The 19,442-nt window shown below is 53.6% G+C and carries 17 protein-coding genes; 8 read left to right on the top strand and 9 right to left on the bottom strand.

Annotation, left to right across the window (positions count from 1 at the left end):
• Positions 1-13 precede the first annotated feature (13 nt).
• Positions 14-2,461: a glycogen phosphorylase gene (glgP, locus tag CKQ54_RS02245; protein WP_120162640.1), complete on the top strand. Its 2,448-nt coding sequence runs from the start codon at positions 14-16 to the stop codon at positions 2,459-2,461.
• A gap of 204 nt (positions 2,462-2,665) precedes the next feature.
• Here the strand turns inward: glgP and glpD are convergent, their stop codons facing one another.
• The 9 genes from glpD to ulaG form a co-directional block, all read right to left on the bottom strand.
• Complete coding sequence (glpD, locus tag CKQ54_RS02240; RefSeq protein ID WP_112291928.1) at positions 2,666-4,177, bottom strand: glycerol-3-phosphate dehydrogenase; 1,512 nt, start codon at positions 4,175-4,177, stop codon at positions 2,666-2,668.
• A 279-nt stretch (positions 4,178-4,456) separates the two neighbouring features.
• Positions 4,457-5,215: a DeoR/GlpR family transcriptional regulator gene (locus tag CKQ54_RS02235; RefSeq protein WP_112291926.1), complete on the bottom strand. Its 759-nt coding sequence runs from the start codon at positions 5,213-5,215 to the stop codon at positions 4,457-4,459.
• A 9-nt stretch (positions 5,216-5,224) separates the two neighbouring features.
• Positions 5,225-6,058 carry a rhomboid family intramembrane serine protease GlpG gene (gene glpG, locus CKQ54_RS02230; RefSeq protein WP_112291924.1) on the bottom strand — a complete coding sequence of 278 codons (834 nt, stop codon included), beginning with the start codon at positions 6,056-6,058 and terminating at the stop codon, positions 5,225-5,227.
• A gap of 108 nt (positions 6,059-6,166) precedes the next feature.
• Complete coding sequence (locus tag CKQ54_RS02225; protein WP_120162639.1) at positions 6,167-7,435, bottom strand: type II toxin-antitoxin system HipA family toxin; 1,269 nt, start codon at positions 7,433-7,435, stop codon at positions 6,167-6,169.
• The gene (locus CKQ54_RS02220; protein ID WP_120162638.1) at positions 7,432-7,920 is read right to left on the bottom strand and encodes a helix-turn-helix domain-containing protein; all 489 of its coding nucleotides are present in this window, start codon (positions 7,918-7,920) and stop codon (positions 7,432-7,434) included. The genes CKQ54_RS02225 and CKQ54_RS02220 overlap by 4 nt, the downstream gene beginning before the upstream one ends.
• Before the next feature lie 119 nt (positions 7,921-8,039).
• Positions 8,040-9,230, bottom strand: a complete 1,191-nt coding sequence (locus CKQ54_RS02215) for a trans-sulfuration enzyme family protein (RefSeq protein ID WP_112291919.1) — start codon at positions 9,228-9,230, stop codon at positions 8,040-8,042.
• A gap of 187 nt (positions 9,231-9,417) precedes the next feature.
• On the bottom strand, positions 9,418-9,738 hold the full coding sequence (gene glpE / locus CKQ54_RS02210; RefSeq protein WP_120162637.1) for a thiosulfate sulfurtransferase GlpE: 321 nt from the start codon (positions 9,736-9,738) through the stop codon (positions 9,418-9,420).
• Positions 9,739-9,822: 84 nt separating this feature from the next.
• Positions 9,823-10,578: an HTH-type transcriptional regulator UlaR gene (ulaR, locus tag CKQ54_RS02205; RefSeq protein ID WP_113877221.1), complete on the bottom strand. Its 756-nt coding sequence runs from the start codon at positions 10,576-10,578 to the stop codon at positions 9,823-9,825.
• Between the two features lie 228 nt (positions 10,579-10,806).
• Positions 10,807-11,871 carry an L-ascorbate 6-phosphate lactonase gene (gene ulaG, locus CKQ54_RS02200; protein ID WP_120162636.1) on the bottom strand — a complete coding sequence of 355 codons (1,065 nt, stop codon included), beginning with the start codon at positions 11,869-11,871 and terminating at the stop codon, positions 10,807-10,809.
• A gap of 414 nt (positions 11,872-12,285) precedes the next feature.
• On the opposite strand from ulaG, the gene ulaA reads away from it, so the two are divergent.
• From ulaA to malP, 7 genes are all read left to right on the top strand, one after another.
• Complete coding sequence (gene ulaA, locus CKQ54_RS02195; RefSeq protein WP_113877219.1) at positions 12,286-13,689, top strand: PTS ascorbate transporter subunit IIC; 1,404 nt, start codon at positions 12,286-12,288, stop codon at positions 13,687-13,689.
• A gap of 42 nt (positions 13,690-13,731) precedes the next feature.
• The gene (gene ulaB, locus CKQ54_RS02190) at positions 13,732-14,040 is read left to right on the top strand and encodes a PTS ascorbate transporter subunit IIB (protein ID WP_013573565.1); all 309 of its coding nucleotides are present in this window, start codon (positions 13,732-13,734) and stop codon (positions 14,038-14,040) included.
• Positions 14,041-14,050: 10 nt separating this feature from the next.
• Positions 14,051-14,521, top strand: a complete 471-nt coding sequence (ulaC, locus tag CKQ54_RS02185; RefSeq protein ID WP_113877217.1) for a PTS ascorbate transporter subunit IIA — start codon at positions 14,051-14,053, stop codon at positions 14,519-14,521.
• A gap of 25 nt (positions 14,522-14,546) precedes the next feature.
• On the top strand, positions 14,547-15,203 hold the full coding sequence (locus CKQ54_RS02180; protein WP_113877216.1) for a 3-keto-L-gulonate-6-phosphate decarboxylase UlaD: 657 nt from the start codon (positions 14,547-14,549) through the stop codon (positions 15,201-15,203).
• A 10-nt stretch (positions 15,204-15,213) separates the two neighbouring features.
• Positions 15,214-16,074 carry an L-ribulose-5-phosphate 3-epimerase gene (locus CKQ54_RS02175; RefSeq protein WP_120162635.1) on the top strand — a complete coding sequence of 287 codons (861 nt, stop codon included), beginning with the start codon at positions 15,214-15,216 and terminating at the stop codon, positions 16,072-16,074.
• Entirely contained in the window at positions 16,071-16,760 is a 690-nt protein-coding gene (locus tag CKQ54_RS02170) for an L-ribulose-5-phosphate 4-epimerase (protein ID WP_120162634.1), read from the top strand. Before CKQ54_RS02175 ends, CKQ54_RS02170 begins: the two co-directional genes overlap by 4 nt.
• A 267-nt stretch (positions 16,761-17,027) precedes the next feature.
• Positions 17,028-19,442 carry a maltodextrin phosphorylase gene (gene malP, locus CKQ54_RS02165; protein ID WP_120162633.1) on the top strand — a complete coding sequence of 805 codons (2,415 nt, stop codon included), beginning with the start codon at positions 17,028-17,030 and terminating at the stop codon, positions 19,440-19,442.

Genomic DNA, 19,442 nt, shown 5'->3' with positions numbered 1-19,442 from the left:
GGAATGTAACGTTATGACTTCACCGTTTAATTACAACTCACCGACAGTCAGTGTCGAAGCGCTAAAGCATTCGATTGCCTATAAACTGATGTTTATTATCGGCAAAGATCCGTCCATTGCGACGCAACATGACTGGCTGAACGCCACGCTGTTTGCGGTTCGTGATCGTATGGTGGAACGCTGGCTGCGTTCTAACCGTGCGCAAACTTCACAGGACGTCCGGCAGGTTTATTACCTGTCGATGGAGTTTCTGATTGGACGAACCCTTTCCAATGCGTTGCTGGCGATGGGGATTTACGACGATCTGAAAAGTGCGCTCGATGAAATGGGCTTTGATCTTGAAGAACTGATCGGCGAAGAAAATGACCCGGGTTTAGGCAACGGTGGCCTCGGACGGCTGGCGGCGTGTTTCCTCGATTCGCTGGCCACGCTGGCGCTGCCGGGACGCGGTTACGGTATCCGCTACGAATACGGCATGTTCGCGCAAAGCATCATCAACGGTGAGCAAAAAGAAGCGCCAGATTACTGGCTGGAATACGGTAATCCATGGGAGTTTCAGCGTTATAACACCCGCTATAAAGTGCGTTTCGGCGGACGTGTACAGCACGAGGGCGTCAAAACCCGCTGGCTGGAAACCGAAGAAGTCATTGCCTGCGCTTACGATCAGGTGATTCCGGGTTACGACACTGATGCCACCAATACCCTGCGGTTGTGGGGCGCGCAGGCGAGTAACGAAATCAATCTGGGTAAATTTAATCAGGGCGATTACTTTGCGGCGGTGGAAGATAAAAACCATTCCGAAAACGTGTCGCGCGTTCTGTATCCCGATGACTCGACCTATTCAGGCCGCGAGCTGCGGTTACGCCAGGAATATTTCCTGGTGTCGGCGACCGTGCAGGACATCCTCAACCGCCATTACACCACGCACCATACTTACGACAATCTGGCCGACAAAATTGCTATTCACCTCAACGATACGCACCCGGTGCTGTCGATCCCTGAGCTGATGCGTCTGCTTATCGACGAGCATAAATTTGAATGGAAAGACGCGTGGGAGACGGTGTGTCGGGTGTTCTCTTATACCAACCACACGCTGATGAGCGAAGCGCTGGAAACCTGGCCGGTAGACATGATCGGCAAGATCCTGCCGCGTCATCTGGAGATTATTTTCCAGATTAACGATCACTTCCTCAAAGAAGTGGCGGAGAAAATTCCCAACGATAACGGCCTGCTGTCACGCGTTTCGATAATCGATGAAGGGAATGGCCGCAAAGTGCGGATGGCATGGCTTGCGGTCATCGCCAGCCACAAAGTCAACGGCGTGTCGGAGCTGCATTCCGAGCTGATGGTGCAGTCGCTGTTTGCTGATTTTGCCCGCGTTTATCCGGATCGTTTCTGCAATAAAACCAATGGCGTGACGCCGCGCCGCTGGCTGGCACTGGCCAACAAACCGCTGTCAGCGGTGATTGATGACGCCATCGGCCAGACCTGGCGTTCTGATCTCAGCCAGCTGGCGGAACTGAAACAGAATCTGGATTACCTGAGTTTCCTGCAGGCGATCCGCAAGGCCAAGCTGGACAATAAAAAGCGGCTGGCGCTGTATATCGCCCAGAAACTGAACATTGTGGTGGATCCGAAAAGCCTGTTCGACGTGCAGATTAAACGCATCCACGAATACAAACGTCAGCTGATGAACGTGCTGCACGTCATCACCCGTTATAACCGTATTCTGGAAGAGCCGGACGCCGAGTGGGTACCACGCACGGTGATTTTCGCCGGTAAAGCGGCATCGGCCTATTACGCCGCCAAACAGATCATCCGGCTGATCAACGACGTGGCGACGGTGATCAACAGTGATCCGCGTATCGGCAACAAACTGAAGATCGTCTTCATTCCCAACTACAGCGTCAGTCTGGCGCAGCTGATCATTCCGGCGGCGGATCTTTCCGAGCAGATCTCGCTGGCGGGTACTGAAGCGTCTGGTACCAGTAACATGAAATTTGCCCTGAACGGCGCGCTGACTATCGGTACGCTGGACGGTGCCAACGTCGAAATGCTCGAACATGTGGGTGAGGACAATATCTTTATCTTCGGCAACACCACGCCGCAGGTCGAGGAACTGCGCCAGAAAGGTTACAACCCGCATACCTACTTCGAGCAGGACGCTGAACTGCATCAGGTGCTGACGCAAATCGCCACCGGCGTCTTCAGCCCGACCGAGCCGAAGCGCTACACCAACCTTTTCGATACGCTGGTTAATCTCGGTGATCACTATCAGGTGCTGGCGGATTACCGCAGTTATGTCGATACGCAGGATAAAGTCGATGAGCTGTATAAACTGCCGGAAGAGTGGACGCGCCGCACGTTGCATAACATCGCCAACATGGGCTATTTCTCTTCGGATCGTACCATTCAGGAATACGCCGATGAGATCTGGAATATTAAACCGGTGAAGTTGTAGAGCGGGAATAAAGGTGGGACTTTCAGCTCCTCCCCCTTCGCAGGGGATTCAGAAGCGACTTCAATCAGCTCCCTCCCCTGCGAAGGGGAGGGTTGGGGTGGGGTATTAAGGTCAAAAACAAAATGTTAAGTGTGCATAAGCACTTGTTTTGTCTGTTAAACCCGCTCCCGGCCTCCCCCTTCGCAGGGGGAGGAGCTAACTAATTTAAGATGCCAGCGACAAATGTTTCTTCTGCTGTTTGTGTGTTTCCAGCCATTCGGCGACGCGCTGTTGCTGAGTTTTATCCAGCCACATACCGAGTTTTGTACGACGCCAGATAGCATCATCAAGCTGTGAAACCCACTCTTTTTCCACCAGATAACGCAGTTCCGCTTCGTAGAACCCGTGACCAAAATCTTCGCCCAGCGATTCCAGGCTGGTCGCGTCATTCAGGAACAGCTCCGTCTGGCTGCCGTAAGTCCGTGCATACCGGCGTGCCAGTGATTCCGGTAACCATTTGAAGCGGGTACGCAGATTGGCGCTGTAGGTATCACGGTCGCCGTTCAGTTTCCCGCCCGGCAATACGGCCGTTTTGGTCCACGCCGGACCGGCTTTCGGATAGTACTTCACCAGTTTTTCCAGCGCGTGTTCCGCCAGTTTACGGTAGGTTGTCAGCTTGCCGCCAAATACAGAAAGCAGCGGCGCTTTGCCGTCCTGATCGTGAACATCGAGCGTGTAATCGCGGGTTACGGCTTGCGGTGAATCAGATTCGTCATCACACAGCGGACGCACGCCGGAATAAGTCCAGACGATGTCTTCGGTGGTCAGCTGTTTCTTAAAGTGGTCGTTATACACTTTCAGCAGATAACCGATTTCTTTGTCGTCGATTTTCACGTCTTTCGGATCGCCGTGATATTCCACGTCGGTGGTGCCGATGATCGAGAATTCATCCATCCACGGGATCACAAACACAATACGGTGATCTTCGTTTTGCAGAATGTAGGCCTGCGGCTGATTGTGCGCGCGTGGCACCACAATATGGCTGCCTTTGATCAGACGAATACCGTAAGGCGATTTCAGCTTCAGGCCGTCGTCGAAGAAATGTTTTACCCACGGACCGGTAGCATTCACCAGACCTTTGGCGCGCCAGGTATAGGTTTTGCCGGTGTCGATATCTTCGGCTTCCACCATCCACATGCCGTCTTCACGCCATGCGCGGGTCACCCGGGTGCGGGTACGGACTTCGCCGCCACGCTCTTCCACTTCCTGAGCGTTGACGACCACTAAACGCGCGTCATCCACCCAGCAGTCTGAATATTCAAAACCTTTGGTCAGTTCGGGTTTCAGCACGGATTCACTGCCGAATTTCAGGCCTTTACTGGCCGGCAGGCTGGTGCGTTTGCCCAGATGGTCGTAAAGGAACAGACCGGCGCGGATCATCCAGGCCGGACGCAAATGCGGCTGATGCGGTAAACGGAAACGCATCGGGAAAGCAATATGCGGCGCCATTTTCAACAGCACTTCACGTTCAGCCAGCGCTTCGCTGACCAGACGGAATTCGTAATGTTCCAGATAGCGCAGGCCACCGTGGATCAGTTTCGAACTGGCCGAAGAGGTCGCGCAGGCCAAGTCTTGCGCTTCAAGCAGCAGAACAGACAGCCCGCGGCCAGCTGCATCTACTGCGATGCCGGTACCATTAATACCGCCACCAATTACGATCAAGTCTTTGGTTTCCACGTCATCTTCCTCCAGATGTTCGCAATAGCTCTTTTATGTTCGTTTTCGCTCATGATTGTAATCGAGAATCGACAAACAAGCCAAGCGTTAACCAAATAAAAACAATTATGCGTGATGAAGGTAACATTTTTATGTCGGTTTCGAGCATGAAGGCAAAGAGGGAACGAAACCGAACGCGGTGAAGCGTGGAATTTTTCGAAATTGTTCGTTTGAAAGAGAAGAGAGGAGGGAGAAGAAAAACCAGGAGCGCGGCATTCGCGCTCCTCAAAAAAACAACAATTAGCAGAGTTCGAGATGAACGTCGTATTTATCGATAATGCTTTTTACACTGTCCGGCGGCTGTTTGTCGGTAAACATGTAATGGATTAAATCCATTTTACCGAGGTTAACCATGGCATTACGGCCAAATTTAGAATGGTCGGTGACCAGCATGACGCAGCGTGAGTTTTCGATAATCGCACGCTTGGTGCGCGCTTCGTGATAATCGAATTCGAGCAATGAGCCGTCCATATCAATGCCGCTGATGCCGAGAATGCCGTAATCGAGGCGGAACTGAGAGATGAAATCGAGCGTCGCTTCACCCATGATCCCGCCATCACGGGCGCGAACTTCGCCGCCGGCAAGAAACAGACGGCAGTCATCTTTGGCACTGTACAGCGTGGCGACATTCAGATTATTGGTGACGATACGCAGGTCTTTATGATTCAGCAGCGCATGTGCCACGGCTTCCGGCGTGGTGCCGATATCAATAAATAAGGTCGAACCGTCGGGGATCTGGCTGGCAACGCGCGCGGCAATCCGCGCTTTCGCTTCTGACCACATCACTTTACGGTCGTTATACGCCGCATTCACCGAGCTCGACGGTAATGCCGCACCGCCGTGGTGACGGTGAATTTTATTCTGTTCGGCCAGGTCGTTGAGATCACGGCGAATAGTTTGCGGGCTGACTGCAAAATGCTCCACCAACTCTTCGGTACTGACATAACCCTGCTGGCGGACTAAATCGATAATCGCATCATGGCGTTGTGTTTGTTTCACCCGGAGCCCCTACTTACTTTTTTTGTTGCGCGGAGTGCGCGTATCAACAAATGCCATCACCAGACCCAGACCCAGGCCAAAGGCGTGTGCGGCATTAGCCACGGCTGCGCCACCTGTGGCATAACCGATGAACATAAAGATCAGAGAAATAACCAGTAATCCGCCGGGCACGTACAAGCGGCTTTCCGGTTTCAGTTGCCCGGTCAGCCAGGCGTAACCCATCAGCGCGTACACCACGCCCGACAGTCCGCCAAACCAGACGCCGCTGACCATCGACTGGCCCCAGCCGCTGATTAAGGCAGAAATCAGTGTGACAGTGAATAATTTTCCGCTGCCCAGATGCATCTCAATCTGGCTGGCCAGATACCACCACCAGGCCAGGTTAATCAGTAACGCGATAAACGAGAAATTCATCAGGGCAGGCGTGAACCAGCGCCAGACCTGGAAGACGCGCGAACTGTCCGGCCACGCCAGCCAGCTCATCACTAACTCGTCACCCACCATTTGTTGCAGGATAAACACCGCCAGACATAACACAATCATGCCGATGGTCAGCGGCCCCGCGCGGGAGCGCAGACTTTTAAGAAACGGGGTGTGCGACATTTTTAAATGCGGCTGCGCTTTTCCGGTTTTCCAGCTGGCTTCCTGATAACGCGGGTGCAGCGGATCGCGGACAAACAACGCGACCTGTTTTTCGGCCTCTTCCAGACGGGATTCGTCTTCCAGCCAGAGCTGAACTTCCTGACTTTCAAGTTTTATGGTCAGTGTAAAACCCTGCGTTGCCATGTAATCGACAAACGCCTGAGCGAGGCGGGGATTGTTCAGATTTAGAATGCGCACCATAGCGTTAAGCGGTTTCCCTAATTGTTTGACTGCGGTAATTCATTGTTATGTAGACAGGCGATAACGGTATCGCCCGATTATCTGTCAGCAGGCGTCTGGTTAACAGTGTCATGCTAACCTAAATGCTGACGACATCGCATTTTGCTCGCGTGCAGAGAGGCCAATTTTGCTGGCAATTGTTGGCCACTGCCTGACGATTTGCCGGCAGCGCTGGATGATATCCTGCGCATCGCTGTCTGAAATGCGAAAAACGGGCGCGACGGAAAGCGCTAAATCGAGATCCAACGCATTATCAGATTCGCTGATATTCAGTTTCAATCCTGTGCTTTGTGCCACCGGATTCATGTCATAGGCCGGTGCAAGACGCCATCCTTTTCCCGGTTCCAGCAGAAAGCCGTGATTACGCAGATGATCGTCGGTATTGGATACCAGCAAGTTGAAAACGATGCGTGACCAGAGTTCGCGTAAATCCTGATTGGGTTGCGCGCCCTGATTAATAAGTACCGCTGCCAGTTCAAGGTAGCTGACACCGGAAGAGGCATCATCGCCATCCTGATGGCCGGTCAGTGTCATCGCCGAGGCAAAATGTTTACGCTGACCCTGTGCCGTCCGATCAAAACGCTTCACTAAAAAACAGTGGTGAGGATTGGCATAGCGGCGGGCAAGGCTTTCAGGCACATTCAGACCACAGGCTTTTGCCAGCGTACTGACCACCAGTTCCCAGGCGCCGATATCATATTCGTCATTAATGCTGGGGAATTTTGCTATCCAAAGATGACCATCTGGTGCGCTGACGCTGGCTTTCGGGCGGGCGCCGCCAAGCGATCCGCCCGGTGCAATCAGTAAACGTAACCATTCATCACCCGCGGCATCCTGATTTTCACTGTCCTTTTCCAGCGCCCGGCTGGCGGCTTCGAGTTCGCGAATCTGAATGAAAGGAGGAGCCGCAACATCATGACGGTCATCGAGAAAATTGCCTTCATCATTGAGCCGAAACCGCAACGCGCCGATACGAAAATTGTCATGAACGCCCAGCAGGTAATCAGATTCATAAAGACGCTGACCAGCAGGGGCCACGCCTGCGCGTTTTTCCCGTTCCAGCCGTCTTTTCATCAACAACCGTCCCCAGCGATCCGGGCAGGTATCTGCGAAGGCACCAAAAATATCCTGCCCTTGTGCCGGATATTGCGGGCCAGTGAATAAACCTATCCGTGGATCAAGCTGAAGATTGGCAAAATCAGGATGCTCCAGCGCAGCCTGATCATATTCAAAGGCAAAAATTTCACGGCCTGCGGCCTGATGCACATTGAGATAACCGATGCGCAAAGGTGACGGGAGGGGGTTCCAGTCGGCATACACGGCAATCCTTACCGTCATTTCTTCGTCCTTTTAGGGTTTTTTTTACCGGTATTTTCACCCTCCTGAAGCAGTGACGCTAATGAACCGGCACTTAAAAAATCATCCTTAGCCCAGTCACTTTGGGTATCCGTTTCCTCAGATTTTGAACGAGGACGCTCTGCGGGCGCAGATGAAGGCGTCCGTTTTGAACGGGAACTGCGTGAGATGGGTTTGCGGGGAATTAATGTGGCGTCCTGTAACTGGCGTCCGAAGGGGTCATCTTTGAGCAACAAATTGAGATCTTGTTCTACGCCCAGAACCTGCATTACCGCCAGACAGGCACCGAGAGTGACGCCTGTGTTGCCGCGTTCAAGATTGCGCAATGTCATGGGAACCATACCTGCGCGTTCTGCGACCTGTGCTGCCGTCAGTTTGCGGCGCAGCCTCGCCAGACGAAGACGATCGCCAAATTCAGTTAATAGCGATTCAGTTGCCGGAAGCAAAGGCGACGTTTTTCGGGGCATGGTAGCAGCCAATTTGAAGTGTAAACTGAAAGTATTATGGCGATATATGCTCAATATCGCCATAATAATTACACTTTAGCGTGCGGGTAATGTGATGCTCAGCGCGATTTCCGGGTCTTTTACAATCCTTCCAGCGCCTGCTGCAGGTCCGCAATCAGGTCTTCGGTGTCTTCAATACCGATACTGATGCGCACCAGTCCGTCGGTAATACCGCTCTGACGGCGGATTTCCGGCGCGACGGCGCTGTGCGTGGTGGACGCCGGATGGCAGGCCAGCGAATCGGTGTCTCCCAGAGAAACCGCCTGCGTGATGATGCTCAGCTTATCGAGGAAAGTCCGTGCCGCGTTCAGCCCGCCTTTCAGCTCAATGGCCATAATCCCGCCAAACAGTTTCATTTGTTTAGATGCCGTAGCGTGACCCGGATGCTGTTTCAGTCCCGGATAAAACACGGTGTCTACTGCGCTGTGCCCGTCGAGGAATTCCGCGACTGCCTGCGCGCTCAGAGAACTGGCCTCGACGCGCAGCGGCAAGGTTTTCAGTCCGCGGATCAGCAAACTGGCTTCGAACGGGCTCAGATTTCCGCCGAACTGTTTCAGGCCCAGGGTGCGGATTGGCGTGATCAATGCCGCAGGACCGGCCACCACGCCGCCGGTCGCATCGCCATGACCGCCGATGTATTTGGTCGCGGAATGCAGAACGATATCAATGCCCAGTTCCAGCGGGCGCGTCAGGTACGGCGTGGCAAACGTATTATCCGCCACACTGACTGCACCGGCGGCTTTGGCAAGGCGGGCAATTTCTGCCAGATCGGCGATATCCAGCCCCGGGTTAGCCGGTGTTTCCACCAGTACCACTTTGGTATTTTTGGTGAATGCCGCTTCCAGTTCGTTCACATTCGTGACGTGAACCGGTTTGATGCCATAACGCGGCAACAGGTTGCGCACCACACCTTCGGTGCCGCCGTACAGCGTGCCGATATGAATGATTTCATCGCCGGGAACCAGCAGGGCAAACAATGTGGCGCTGATCGCCGCCATGCCACTTGCGCAGGCCACGGCGGTTTCTGCGCCTTCGAGTGCCGCCAGTTTCTGTTCGAAAACGGCCACCGTCGGATTGGCGAAACGGCTGTAAATATAACCGGGTTCTTCACCGCTGAAACGACGTGCGCCGCTGTCAAAGTCCGGGTACGAAAATGCCGATGCGGCGGTGATAGGTGTCGCAATCGCGCCGGTCAGGGCATCGGGCTGCTGTCCGCCATGAACGGCGAGCGTACGCATCCCTAAAGAACGTGAAGTGTTCAGATGTTTCATCTTGGAATCCTGTCGATAGTAGGCAGAAATTATATCAACACTGGAGAAAGGTAGCTTTTTCAGCTTAAGAACATTTTCGGCGCAAACTCATTAGCCTGGTTATAAAGACCTGGGTTAAAACGACCCGGTTTATAAAGACCCAGTTAATAAAGACTATAGCCTGCGCCGGAGGCAAATAAAGGTGGGATCAGGCTTCGATATCTTGCGGGAAGGTTTTTGACCAGGCTTCGAAACCGCCGTCAACGCTGTACACCGACTCGAAACCCTGAGAAATCAGGAATTGCGCGGCGCCACGGCTGCTGATGCCGTGATAGCACATCACCAGTACCGGCGTTTTGGCATCGGCCTGCTGAATAAAGGCGGGCAGGCTGTCGTTGCTCAGGTGATAAGCGCCCGGGGCATGTGCTGCGCCGAAGCTTTGCGGGTCGCGGATATCGACCATCACGGCTTCGCCTGAAGTCAGGCGGGTATGCGCTTGTTCAACGCTGATTGCTTCAAATTGTTCCATTCTGGTCGTGCCTCATAAAAGGTTATGCCGCTATTCTACCCAATAATTGCGCGACTAAGACCAGACGAAAAGCAGGGTTAAGCATTAAACGAGGATCACCTGCACACCTTTCTGGCGTAATTGTTCGATGATTTCACTGTTGGCTTCTTTGCCGGTGATCAGCACATCGATTTGCTCGGTGCGGCTGAACAGCATACCTGCACGTTGGCCGATTTTGCTGCTGTCGACCAGTGCCGCCAGTTTTCCGACATAATTCAGCATCTTCTGCTCGGCCATCGCCGTCAGCATGTCGGTTTTATACAGGCCGTCAGTGGTCAGTCCTGCGCCGCTGGTGAACATCCAGTGCCCGGCATACAGGCTGGCGTCGCCGTCCTGTGGCGCCAGGGTAATTGACTGACTTTTATTGTACTGACCGCCCATGATCACCACGCTGTCGTGTTCCTGCTCAATCAGATAATTGGCCAGCGGCAGATAATTGGTGATGACCTGAATGTCTTTCCCGCACATTTCGCGCCCCAGCAAAAACGCCGTCGACCCGCAGTTAATCACCACACTTTCACCCGGCTGGCACAGTCCGGCAGCCGCTTTGGCGATGCGCATTTTCTCATTGAGATTGTGCGTCTGATGGATGTTCAGCGGCGTCCAGTTCTGACGCGGCTGATTCACGGCTTCCGCCCCATTACGCACTTTACGCAGTTTGCCCAGTTCGTTGAGCTTGGTGATGTCACGACGCGCCGTAGCGGGTGAAATATCAAACTGATCAATCACATCAGCGACGGAAATCTGCCCCTGACGTTGCAGCAGATCGAGAATAGCATTGTGGCGTTGTGGCTCAGTCATGGTGGCTCCGGGCAAAATCGTTAAATGATTATTCCATGATTATAAACGAGCAGTAATGCGAAATGCATTGTTTATGAAGACGCAAATTAATCGGCCTCAATCAATACCCTAAATAATTCGAGTTGCAGCAAGGCGACAAGCTCAGGAAGCCCCGGGAGCTTAGTTAACTAAGTGACCGGGGGGAGTGAGCGCAGTCAACGCATCTGCAACTTGAAGTATGACGGGTATTTATAAGAAGGATTTAAACGGCAGGTCGGTTTCTGTCGTAAAGCAGTCGTCAAAGCCACGCGGATAGTGATACTCGAAGTTATCCTTATCATCCGGATACGTGAATTTACCGCCAACCTGCCAGATAAACGGTTTGAAGCCGTATTTCAGGCGATCTTTTTTCATCTCCCACAGCACACGGATTTCCTGCGGATCGGCCTGGAAATTCGACCAGATGTCGTGGTGGAACGGAATAACGACTTTGGTGTTCAGGGATTCCGCCATGCGCAGCATATCCACGCTGGTCATTTTGTCGGTCACGCCGCGCGGGTTCTCGCCATAAGAGCCGAGCGCCACGTCAATCTGATACTCGTTGCCGTGTTTGGCGTAGTAGTTGGAATAGTGCGAATCGCCGCTGTGATACAGGTTTCCGCCCGGCGTTTTGAACAGATAATTCACCGCACGCTGATCCATCATATCCGGCAATACGCCGGCGGCTTTCTGGTTTGCGGGCAGGGTAATCAGCACCGTGCGGTCGAAGGAATCCAGAGCGTGAATTTCCACGTCTTTGATCCGTATCACTTTGCCCGGCGTCATCACGATACAGCGGCTGGCAGGCACGCCCCAGCTCATCCACAAATCCACGCAGGTTTGCGGGCCGATGAACGGGACTTCAGAAGAACAGTTTTGCATGACAGCGGCGGCCACGTTCACATCGATATGATCGTTATGATCGTGGGTGGACAACACCGCGTCGATCTCCCTGATCGCAAAGGGATCGAGAACGAACGGCGTGGTGCGCAGATTCGGCTGGAGCTTCTTCACACCGGCCATGCGCTGCATCTGGTGGCCGGTTTTCATCAGCGGACTGCTGTGATTCTGCTTGCCCACGCCGCACCATAAATCGACGCAGATATTGGCTCCACCCTCAGACTTCAGCCAGATCCCCGTACAGCCCAGCCACCACATGGCGAAGGTGCCCGGCGCGACCTTTTCCTGCTCGATTTCTTCGTTTAACCAGGTGCCCCATTCCGGAAAAGTGCTGAGGATCCAGGACTCGCGGCTGATCGTTTCTACTTTGCTCATGGTATTCCCTCATCTGAGTTGGCTTTGAAGTAGCGTCATAATGAATCATTTAATGATTATATATGATTTGTTTGTGAGAAAGTTATCATCGAAAACTCATCATGACAATGATTTTCAGGATGTGTTTCTCAGCGGGGATAGCGACAGGAGGGGATGAAGATGTATGGATTTAGCAGGATATCCGTTTTTGTTTAAATGCTTATCGTATTGAAATGCATAATAAATATAAGAATTTTCATTGCGGTGGCAATGACACATCATGACGATATCTTGCGAGACTGCTCACAAATAATCATTATGAATCTTTATCTGATTCGATGTGAGCATTAGAGTGCATCTGTCCCTCACTGTTTAGCGCGGAGTTTGCTATACAAACGTGCTGAAGAGATCAAACAAGGTCAGACGGAGAGTCTTATGGAATTCCTCTACACCATCTTCACCGTATTTTTTAATCAGGTTATGACCAACGCGCCGTTGCTGTTGGGGCTTGTGACCATGCTCGGTTACATCCTGCTCAGGAAGAGCGCGACGGTGATCATCAAGGGCACCATCAAAACCATTATCGGCTTTATGTTACTGCAGGCAGGATCCGGCATTCTGACCGGTACCTTTAAACCGGTGGTGGCAAAACTTTCAGAAGTGTATGGCATTAACGGCGCAATATCAGACACCTATGCGTCGATGATGGCCACGGTTGAGCGCATGGGCGAGGCCTACAGCTGGGTCGGATATGCGGTGCTGATCGCGCTGGCGCTGAATATTCTGATGGTGGTGTTCCGCCGCATTACCGGCATTCGCACCATCATGCTGACCGGCCACATTATGTTTCAGCAGGCGGGGCTGATTGCGGTGTTCTTCTTCATCATGGGCTACCCGATGTGGACGACCATCTGGTCAACCGCAATTCTGGTGTCGCTGTACTGGGGAATCACCTCGAACATGATGTACAAACCGACGCAGGCCGTGACCGAAAACAGCGGCTTCTCGATTGGTCATCAGCAGCAATTCGCCTCGTGGATTGCCTGTAAGGTCGCGCCGTATCTCGGTAAAAAAGAAGACAGTGTAGAAAACCTTAAACTGCCGGGCTGGCTGAATATCTTCCACGACAATATCGTCTCTACTGCCATCGTGATGACCGTATTCTTCGGCATTATTCTGTGCTCTTTTGGCCTCGATACGCTGCAACAAATGGCCGGAAAAACTCACTGGACGATTTACATCCTGCAAACCGGTCTGATGTTTGCGGTGGCGATTTTCATCATCATTCAGGGCGTGCGCATGTTCGTCGCTGAACTGACCGAAGCCTTTAACGGCATCTCCCAGCGATTAATTCCCGGTGCCGTTCTGGCCATCGACTGCGCGGCTATCTACAGCTTTGCGCCGAACGCCGTGGTCTGGGGCTTTATGTGGGGCACCATCGGCCAGCTGATTGCCGTCGCCATTCTGTTTGGCATGGGCTCTTCCATCATGATCATTCCCGGCTTTATCCCGATGTTCTTCTCCAACGCTACCATCGGCGTGTTTGCCAACCACTTCGGTGGCTGGCGCGCGGCGCTGAAAATCTGTCTGGTGATGGGAATGATCGAAATCTTCGGCTGCGTCTGGGCCATCAAACTCACCGGTCTGAGCGCCTGGATGGGCATGGCCGACTGGTCAATTCTGGCACCGCCAATGATGCAGGGCTTCTTCAGCCTCGGCATGGCCTTTATGGGCGTCATCGCGGTCATCGCATTGCTTTACATGTTCTTCGCCGGTCGCACCTTGCGTGCTGAAGAAGATGCTGAAAAACAAACGCTTAATCAGTCCGTTTCTCACTAATGACTTCTCATAAATGATTTATCACCAAACAAAGAGGTTCTCATGACAGTACGAATTCTGGCGGTATGCGGTTGCGGGCAGGGCAGTTCGATGATCATGAAGATGAAAATCGGCCAGTTCCTGACCCAGGAAGGCGTGGATCACACCATGAACAGCTGCGCGGTGGGGGAATACAAATCTGAGCTGAGCGGCGCCGACATTATTGTCGCCTCCACACACGTGGCGGATGAAATCACCGTCAGTGGCAACAAATACGTGGTCGGCGTGCGCAACATGCTGTCGGCGGCGGACTTCGGTCCGAAAGTGATGGAAGTGATTAACGCGCACTTTTCCGCTGACCTGAAAAAGTAAGGAGCGATGTATGAAACTGCGAGATTCGCTGGCTGAAAACAACTCGATTCGCCTTAACGCAGAAGCAGAAACCTGGCAGGACGCCGTGAAAATTGGCGTCGATATGCTGGTGGAAGCCGGTGTGGTCGAGCCGCGTTATTACCAGGCGATTCTGGATGGCGTGAAACAGTTCGGGCCGTACTTCGTGATCGCGCCGGGTCTGGCAATGCCGCATGGCCGCCCGGAAGAAGGGGTTCTCAAAACCGGTTTTGCGCTGGTGACACTGAAAACGCCGCGGGTGTTCAATCATGAGGATAACGATCCGGTGGATATCCTTATTACGCTGGCGGCGGTGGATGCCAATGCACATCAGGAAGTGGGCATCATGCAGGTGGTGAACCTGTTTGATGATGAAGCCAATTTTGACCGCCTGCGCGCCTGCACCACCGCGCAACAGGTGCTGGATTTGATCGACCTGACCTCCGCCACGGCGGTTCACTAATTCGTTATCAGAGAAGGAATTCACTATGACTCATTCATTACCGATGTTGCAGGTGGCGCTGGATAACCAGTCGATGGACGATGCCTACAAAACCACGCGCCTGATCGCCAGTGAAGTCGACATTATCGAAGTCGGCACCATTTTGTGTGTCGCAGAAGGCGTGCGCGCGGTGCGTGATCTTAAAGCGCTGTATCCGGAGAAAATCGTGCTGGCCGATGCCAAAATCGCCGACGCCGGAAAAATACTCTCGCGCATGTGTTTTGAAGCCAATGCCGACTGGGTAACGGTGATTTGCTGCGCCGACATCAACACCACCAAAGGCGCGCTGGAAGTGGCGAAGGAATTCAACGGCGATGTGCAGATTGAACTGACCGGTTACTGGACGTGGGAACAGGCGCAGGAATGGCATGATGCCGGTATCCAGCAGGTGGTTTATCACCGCAGCCGTGACGCACAGGCTGCCGGTGTGGCGTGGAGCGATGCCGATATCACCGCAATCAAACGCCTTTCCGGCATGGGCTTTAAAGTGACGATCACAGGCGGTCTGGCGCTGGAAGATTTGCCGCTGTTTAAAGACATTCCGGTTCACGTATTTATTGCCGGGCGCAGTATCCGCGATGCCAAAGATCCGGTTGATGCGGCGCGTCAGTTCAAAAAATCCATCCGCCAGCTCTGGGGCTAAGGAACATCAGATGATGCACAAAGCCGTTCCCCTCGGTATCTATGAAAAAGCCCTGCCTGCGGGCGAAGACTGGCTGGCGCGCCTGACCATGGCGAAAGAGCTGGGCTTCGATTTCGTTGAGATGTCGGTGGATGAAACCGACCACCGGCTGGCGCGGCTTGACTGGTCACGTGAGCAGCGTTTGCAGGTCGTCGATGCGATTTCGCGTACCGGCATCCGTATTCCGTCGATGTGCCTGAGCGCACACCGGCGGTTCCCGCTCGGCGCAGAAGACGATGAAACCCGCAATCACGGGCTGGAAATCATGCGTAAAGCCATCGTGCTGGCGCAGGACTTGGGCATCCGCGTGATCCAGCTCGCCGGTTATGACGTCTGGTACCAGCAGGCCAACGATCATACCCGCGAGCGTTTTCGTGACGGTTTGCAGGAGTCCGTCGAAATGGCCAGTCGCGCGCAGGTGACGCTGGCGATGGAAATCATGGATTACCCGCTGATGAACTCGATCAGCAAAGCGCTCGGCTACACGCATTACCTGAATAATCCGTGGTTCCAGCTTTATCCTGACATTGGCAATTTATCGGCGTGGGACAACGACGTGCAGATGGAACTGGCGAGCGGCGCAGGACACATCGTCGCCGTGCATATTAAAGACACGCAGCCCGGCGTATTTAAAAACGTGCCGTTTGGCAGCGGCGTGGTGGAGTTCGAGCGCTGTTTTGAAACCCTGCAAAAAAGCGGCTATCGCGGGCCGTATCTGATCGAAATGTGGAGCGAAACTGCCGCCGACCCGATGCAGGAAGTGCGCAATGCCCGCGCCTGGGTAGTGGATAAAATGCAGAAAGCCGGGCTGAACATGGAGGAAATGGCATGACGGAGGCACTGAAACAACGCGTATTTGAAGCTAACATGGCGCTGCCGGCTTTTGGTCTGGTGACGTTCACATGGGGAAATGTCAGCGGCATTGACCGCGAGCGCGGGCTGGTGGTCATCAAACCGAGCGGCGTGGAATACGAGACAATGCAGGCCAGCGACATGGTAGTGCTGAACCTGCAAGGTGAGGTCGTGGAAGGGCATTACAAACCCTCTTCAGATACCGCCACGCATCTCGAACTTTACGCCCGTTTCCCGCAGCTTGGTGGCATCGTGCATACCCATTCGACTTATGCAACCTCCTGGGCGCAGGCCGGAGTGGCGATCCCGCCGCTCGGCACCACGCACGCGGATTATTTTGCCGGAGCCATTCCCTGCACGCGGCCGTTGTCGCGCCACGAAGTGAACGGGGAATATGAACTTGAAACTGGCAAAGTGATCGCCGCTGCGCTGACCGGTACCGACCCGCTGCATATGCCCGGCATTCTGGTCGCCCAGCACGGTCCGTTCTGCTGGGGAACCACGCCGGAACAGGCAGTACACAACGCCGTAGTACTGGAAGAAGTCGCGAAAATGGCGTGGATCACCGGTTCCATCCGCCGTAATCAAACCCCGATGGATGATTACCTGCTGCAAAAACATTTCAGCCGAAAACACGGGCCGGATGCGTATTACGGGCAGAAATAGTCGCTATTGAGATGCCATTAAAACCCCACCCCAACCCTCCCCTTCGCAGGGGAGGGAGCCGATCGAGTTTTTGCTCCTCCCCCTGCGAAGGGGGAGGCGGGGAGGGGGTTTTAATGGCAACGCCCCATCCCTTCGACATGATTTCATGCATTTTTCCTCATCCCCGCAGTGAGCATTTTTCCAGCATAGGGTTTATACATAGATATCGCGATCACACTTTTTCTCACGGAAGCATTCCGTCCCCTCAGACAGAAAAGAGACTGCCCTATGTCGAAGATCACGTTTAAGCAGGATGTTTTTTTGGCGGCGCTCACCCGCCAGTGGCAAGCGTTCGGACTCACTTCAGCTTCAGATATGACTCAGCATCAGTGGTGGCACGCAGTCAGTGCTGCCGTCGCCGAACAACTTCCTCCGCAAAATGATACCGTCAGCGGTAAAAGCAAAAAAATTACCCGCCACGTTAACTACATCTCGATGGAATTTCTGGTCGGGCGTCTTACCGGTAACAATCTGATTAACCTCGGCTGGTACGAAAAAATTGCCAGTGCGCTGCAGCCGTTTGATATCAATCTGACTGATTTGCTGGAGGAGGAAATCGATCCGGCGTTGGGCAACGGCGGACTGGGACGGCTGGCGGCCTGTTATCTGGATGCGATGGCCTCGGTCGGGCAACCCGGTATCGGTTATGGCCTGAACTATCAGTACGGTTTATTCCGCCAGCGTTTTGTTGACGGCAAACAGAAAGAGTCGCCGGACGACTGGCACCGCAACGAATATCCATGGTTTCGCCATAACAGTTCGCTGGCGGTCAGCGTCGGCGTCGGCGGTAAAGTCGTGAAAGATGAGCAAGGTGTTTCGCGCTGGGAACCGGAATTTACGCTGCGTGGCGAAGCCTGGGATCTGCCGGTGATGGGCTATCGCAATGGCATCACACAGCCGCTGCGCTTATGGGAAGCCACGCATCCGCATCCGTTTGATCTCGAAAAGTTTAATGACGGCGAGTTTCTGAAAGCGGAACAACAGGGCATCGACGCCGCTAAACTCACCAAAGTGTTATACCCGAATGACAACCATCAGGCCGGTAAACGCCTGCGCCTGATGCAGCAGTATTTCCAGTGCGCCTGCTCGGTGGCCGATATCCTGCGGCGTCACCATTTCCTTGGCCGCAAAATCAGCGAACTGCCGGATTATGAAGTCATCCAGCTTAACGATACGCACCCGACCATCGCCATTCCTGAAATGCTGCGCGTGCTGCTCGACGAGCATCAGCTGAGCTGGGATGACGCATGGCACATCACCAGCCGTACGTTTGCGTACACCAACCACACGCTGATGCCGGAAGCGCTGGAAACCTGGGACGAGCGTCTGGTGCGTAGCCTGCTGCCGCGCCATTTCCAGATCATTAAACAAATCAACGCCAACTTTAAGAAACGGGTCAGCAAAGAATGGCCGGGTGACGAGGCTGTCTGGGCGAAGCTTGCCGTGCATCACGACAAACAGGTGCGTATGGCAAACCTCTGCGTGGTTGCCGGTTTTGCGGTTAACGGCGTGGCGGCGCTGCATTCGGATCTGGTGGTCAAAGATCTGTTCCCGGAATATCACCAGCTTTGGCCGCAGAAATTCCACAACGTGACCAACGGCATTACGCCGCGCCGCTGGCTGAAACAGTGCAATCCGGCGCTGTCCGCGCTGATTGACGAACGCCTGAAAACCGACGGCTGGGTGAACAATCTGGATTTGCTGAAAGGTCTGGAAGACGGCGTCAAAGACAAAAAATTCTGCAAGCAGTACCGCAAAATCAAGCACGACAATAAAGTGCGGCTGGCGGAATACGTCTGGCAGCGCATGGGGATCCGGCTCAATCCTGACGCGATTTTCGATGTGCAGATCAAACGCCTGCACGAGTATAAACGTCAGCATCTCAATCTTCTGCACATTCTTTCACTGTACCGCCAAATCCGCGATAACCCGAAACTCGACATCGTGCCGCGTGTTTTCCTGTTCGGTGCAAAAGCCGCGCCCGGCTATTACCTCGCCAAAAATATCATCTATGCGATCAATCAGGTGGCAGAGAAGATCAACAACGATCCGATCGTCGCCGATCGTATCAAAGTGGTATTCATCCCGGATTATTGCGTGTCGGTGGCTGAACTGATGATCCCGGCGGCGGATGTCTCCGAGCAGATTTCTACTGCAGGCAAAGAAGCTTCCGGTACCGGCAATATGAAACTGGCGCTGAACGGTGCGCTGACCGTCGGCACGCTGGATGGTGCCAATGTCGAAATTGCCGAACAAGTCGGCGAGGACAACATCTTTATCTTTGGCCTGACCGTCGATGAAGTAAAAGCGCAGCTGAAAAAAGGCTACAAGCCGAAAGCGCTGGTGAAAAAGGACAAACATCTCAAAGCCATTCTCGACGAACTGGCCAGCGGCTTTTATGCCAATGGCGACAAGAAAGCCTTCGATCTGATGCTCAACAGCCTGCTCGACGGCGGTGACCCGTATCTGGTGCTGGCCGATTTTGCGGCCTATTGCGAGGCGCAGAAACAGGTCGATACGCTGTTCCGTAATACCGATGAATGGACGCGCCGCACGTTACTGAATACGGCGCGGGTCGGCATGTTCAGCGCCGACCGTTCTATCCGCGATTATCAGCAACGCATCTGGCAGGCCAAACGATAG

Origin of the sequence: Rahnella variigena (genome assembly GCF_003610915.1) — a bacterium.
In the GTDB taxonomy this organism is placed as follows: Bacteria; Pseudomonadota; Gammaproteobacteria; order Enterobacterales; family Enterobacteriaceae; genus Rahnella; species Rahnella variigena.
This window is presented reverse-complemented; position numbering and strand designations above follow the sequence as displayed.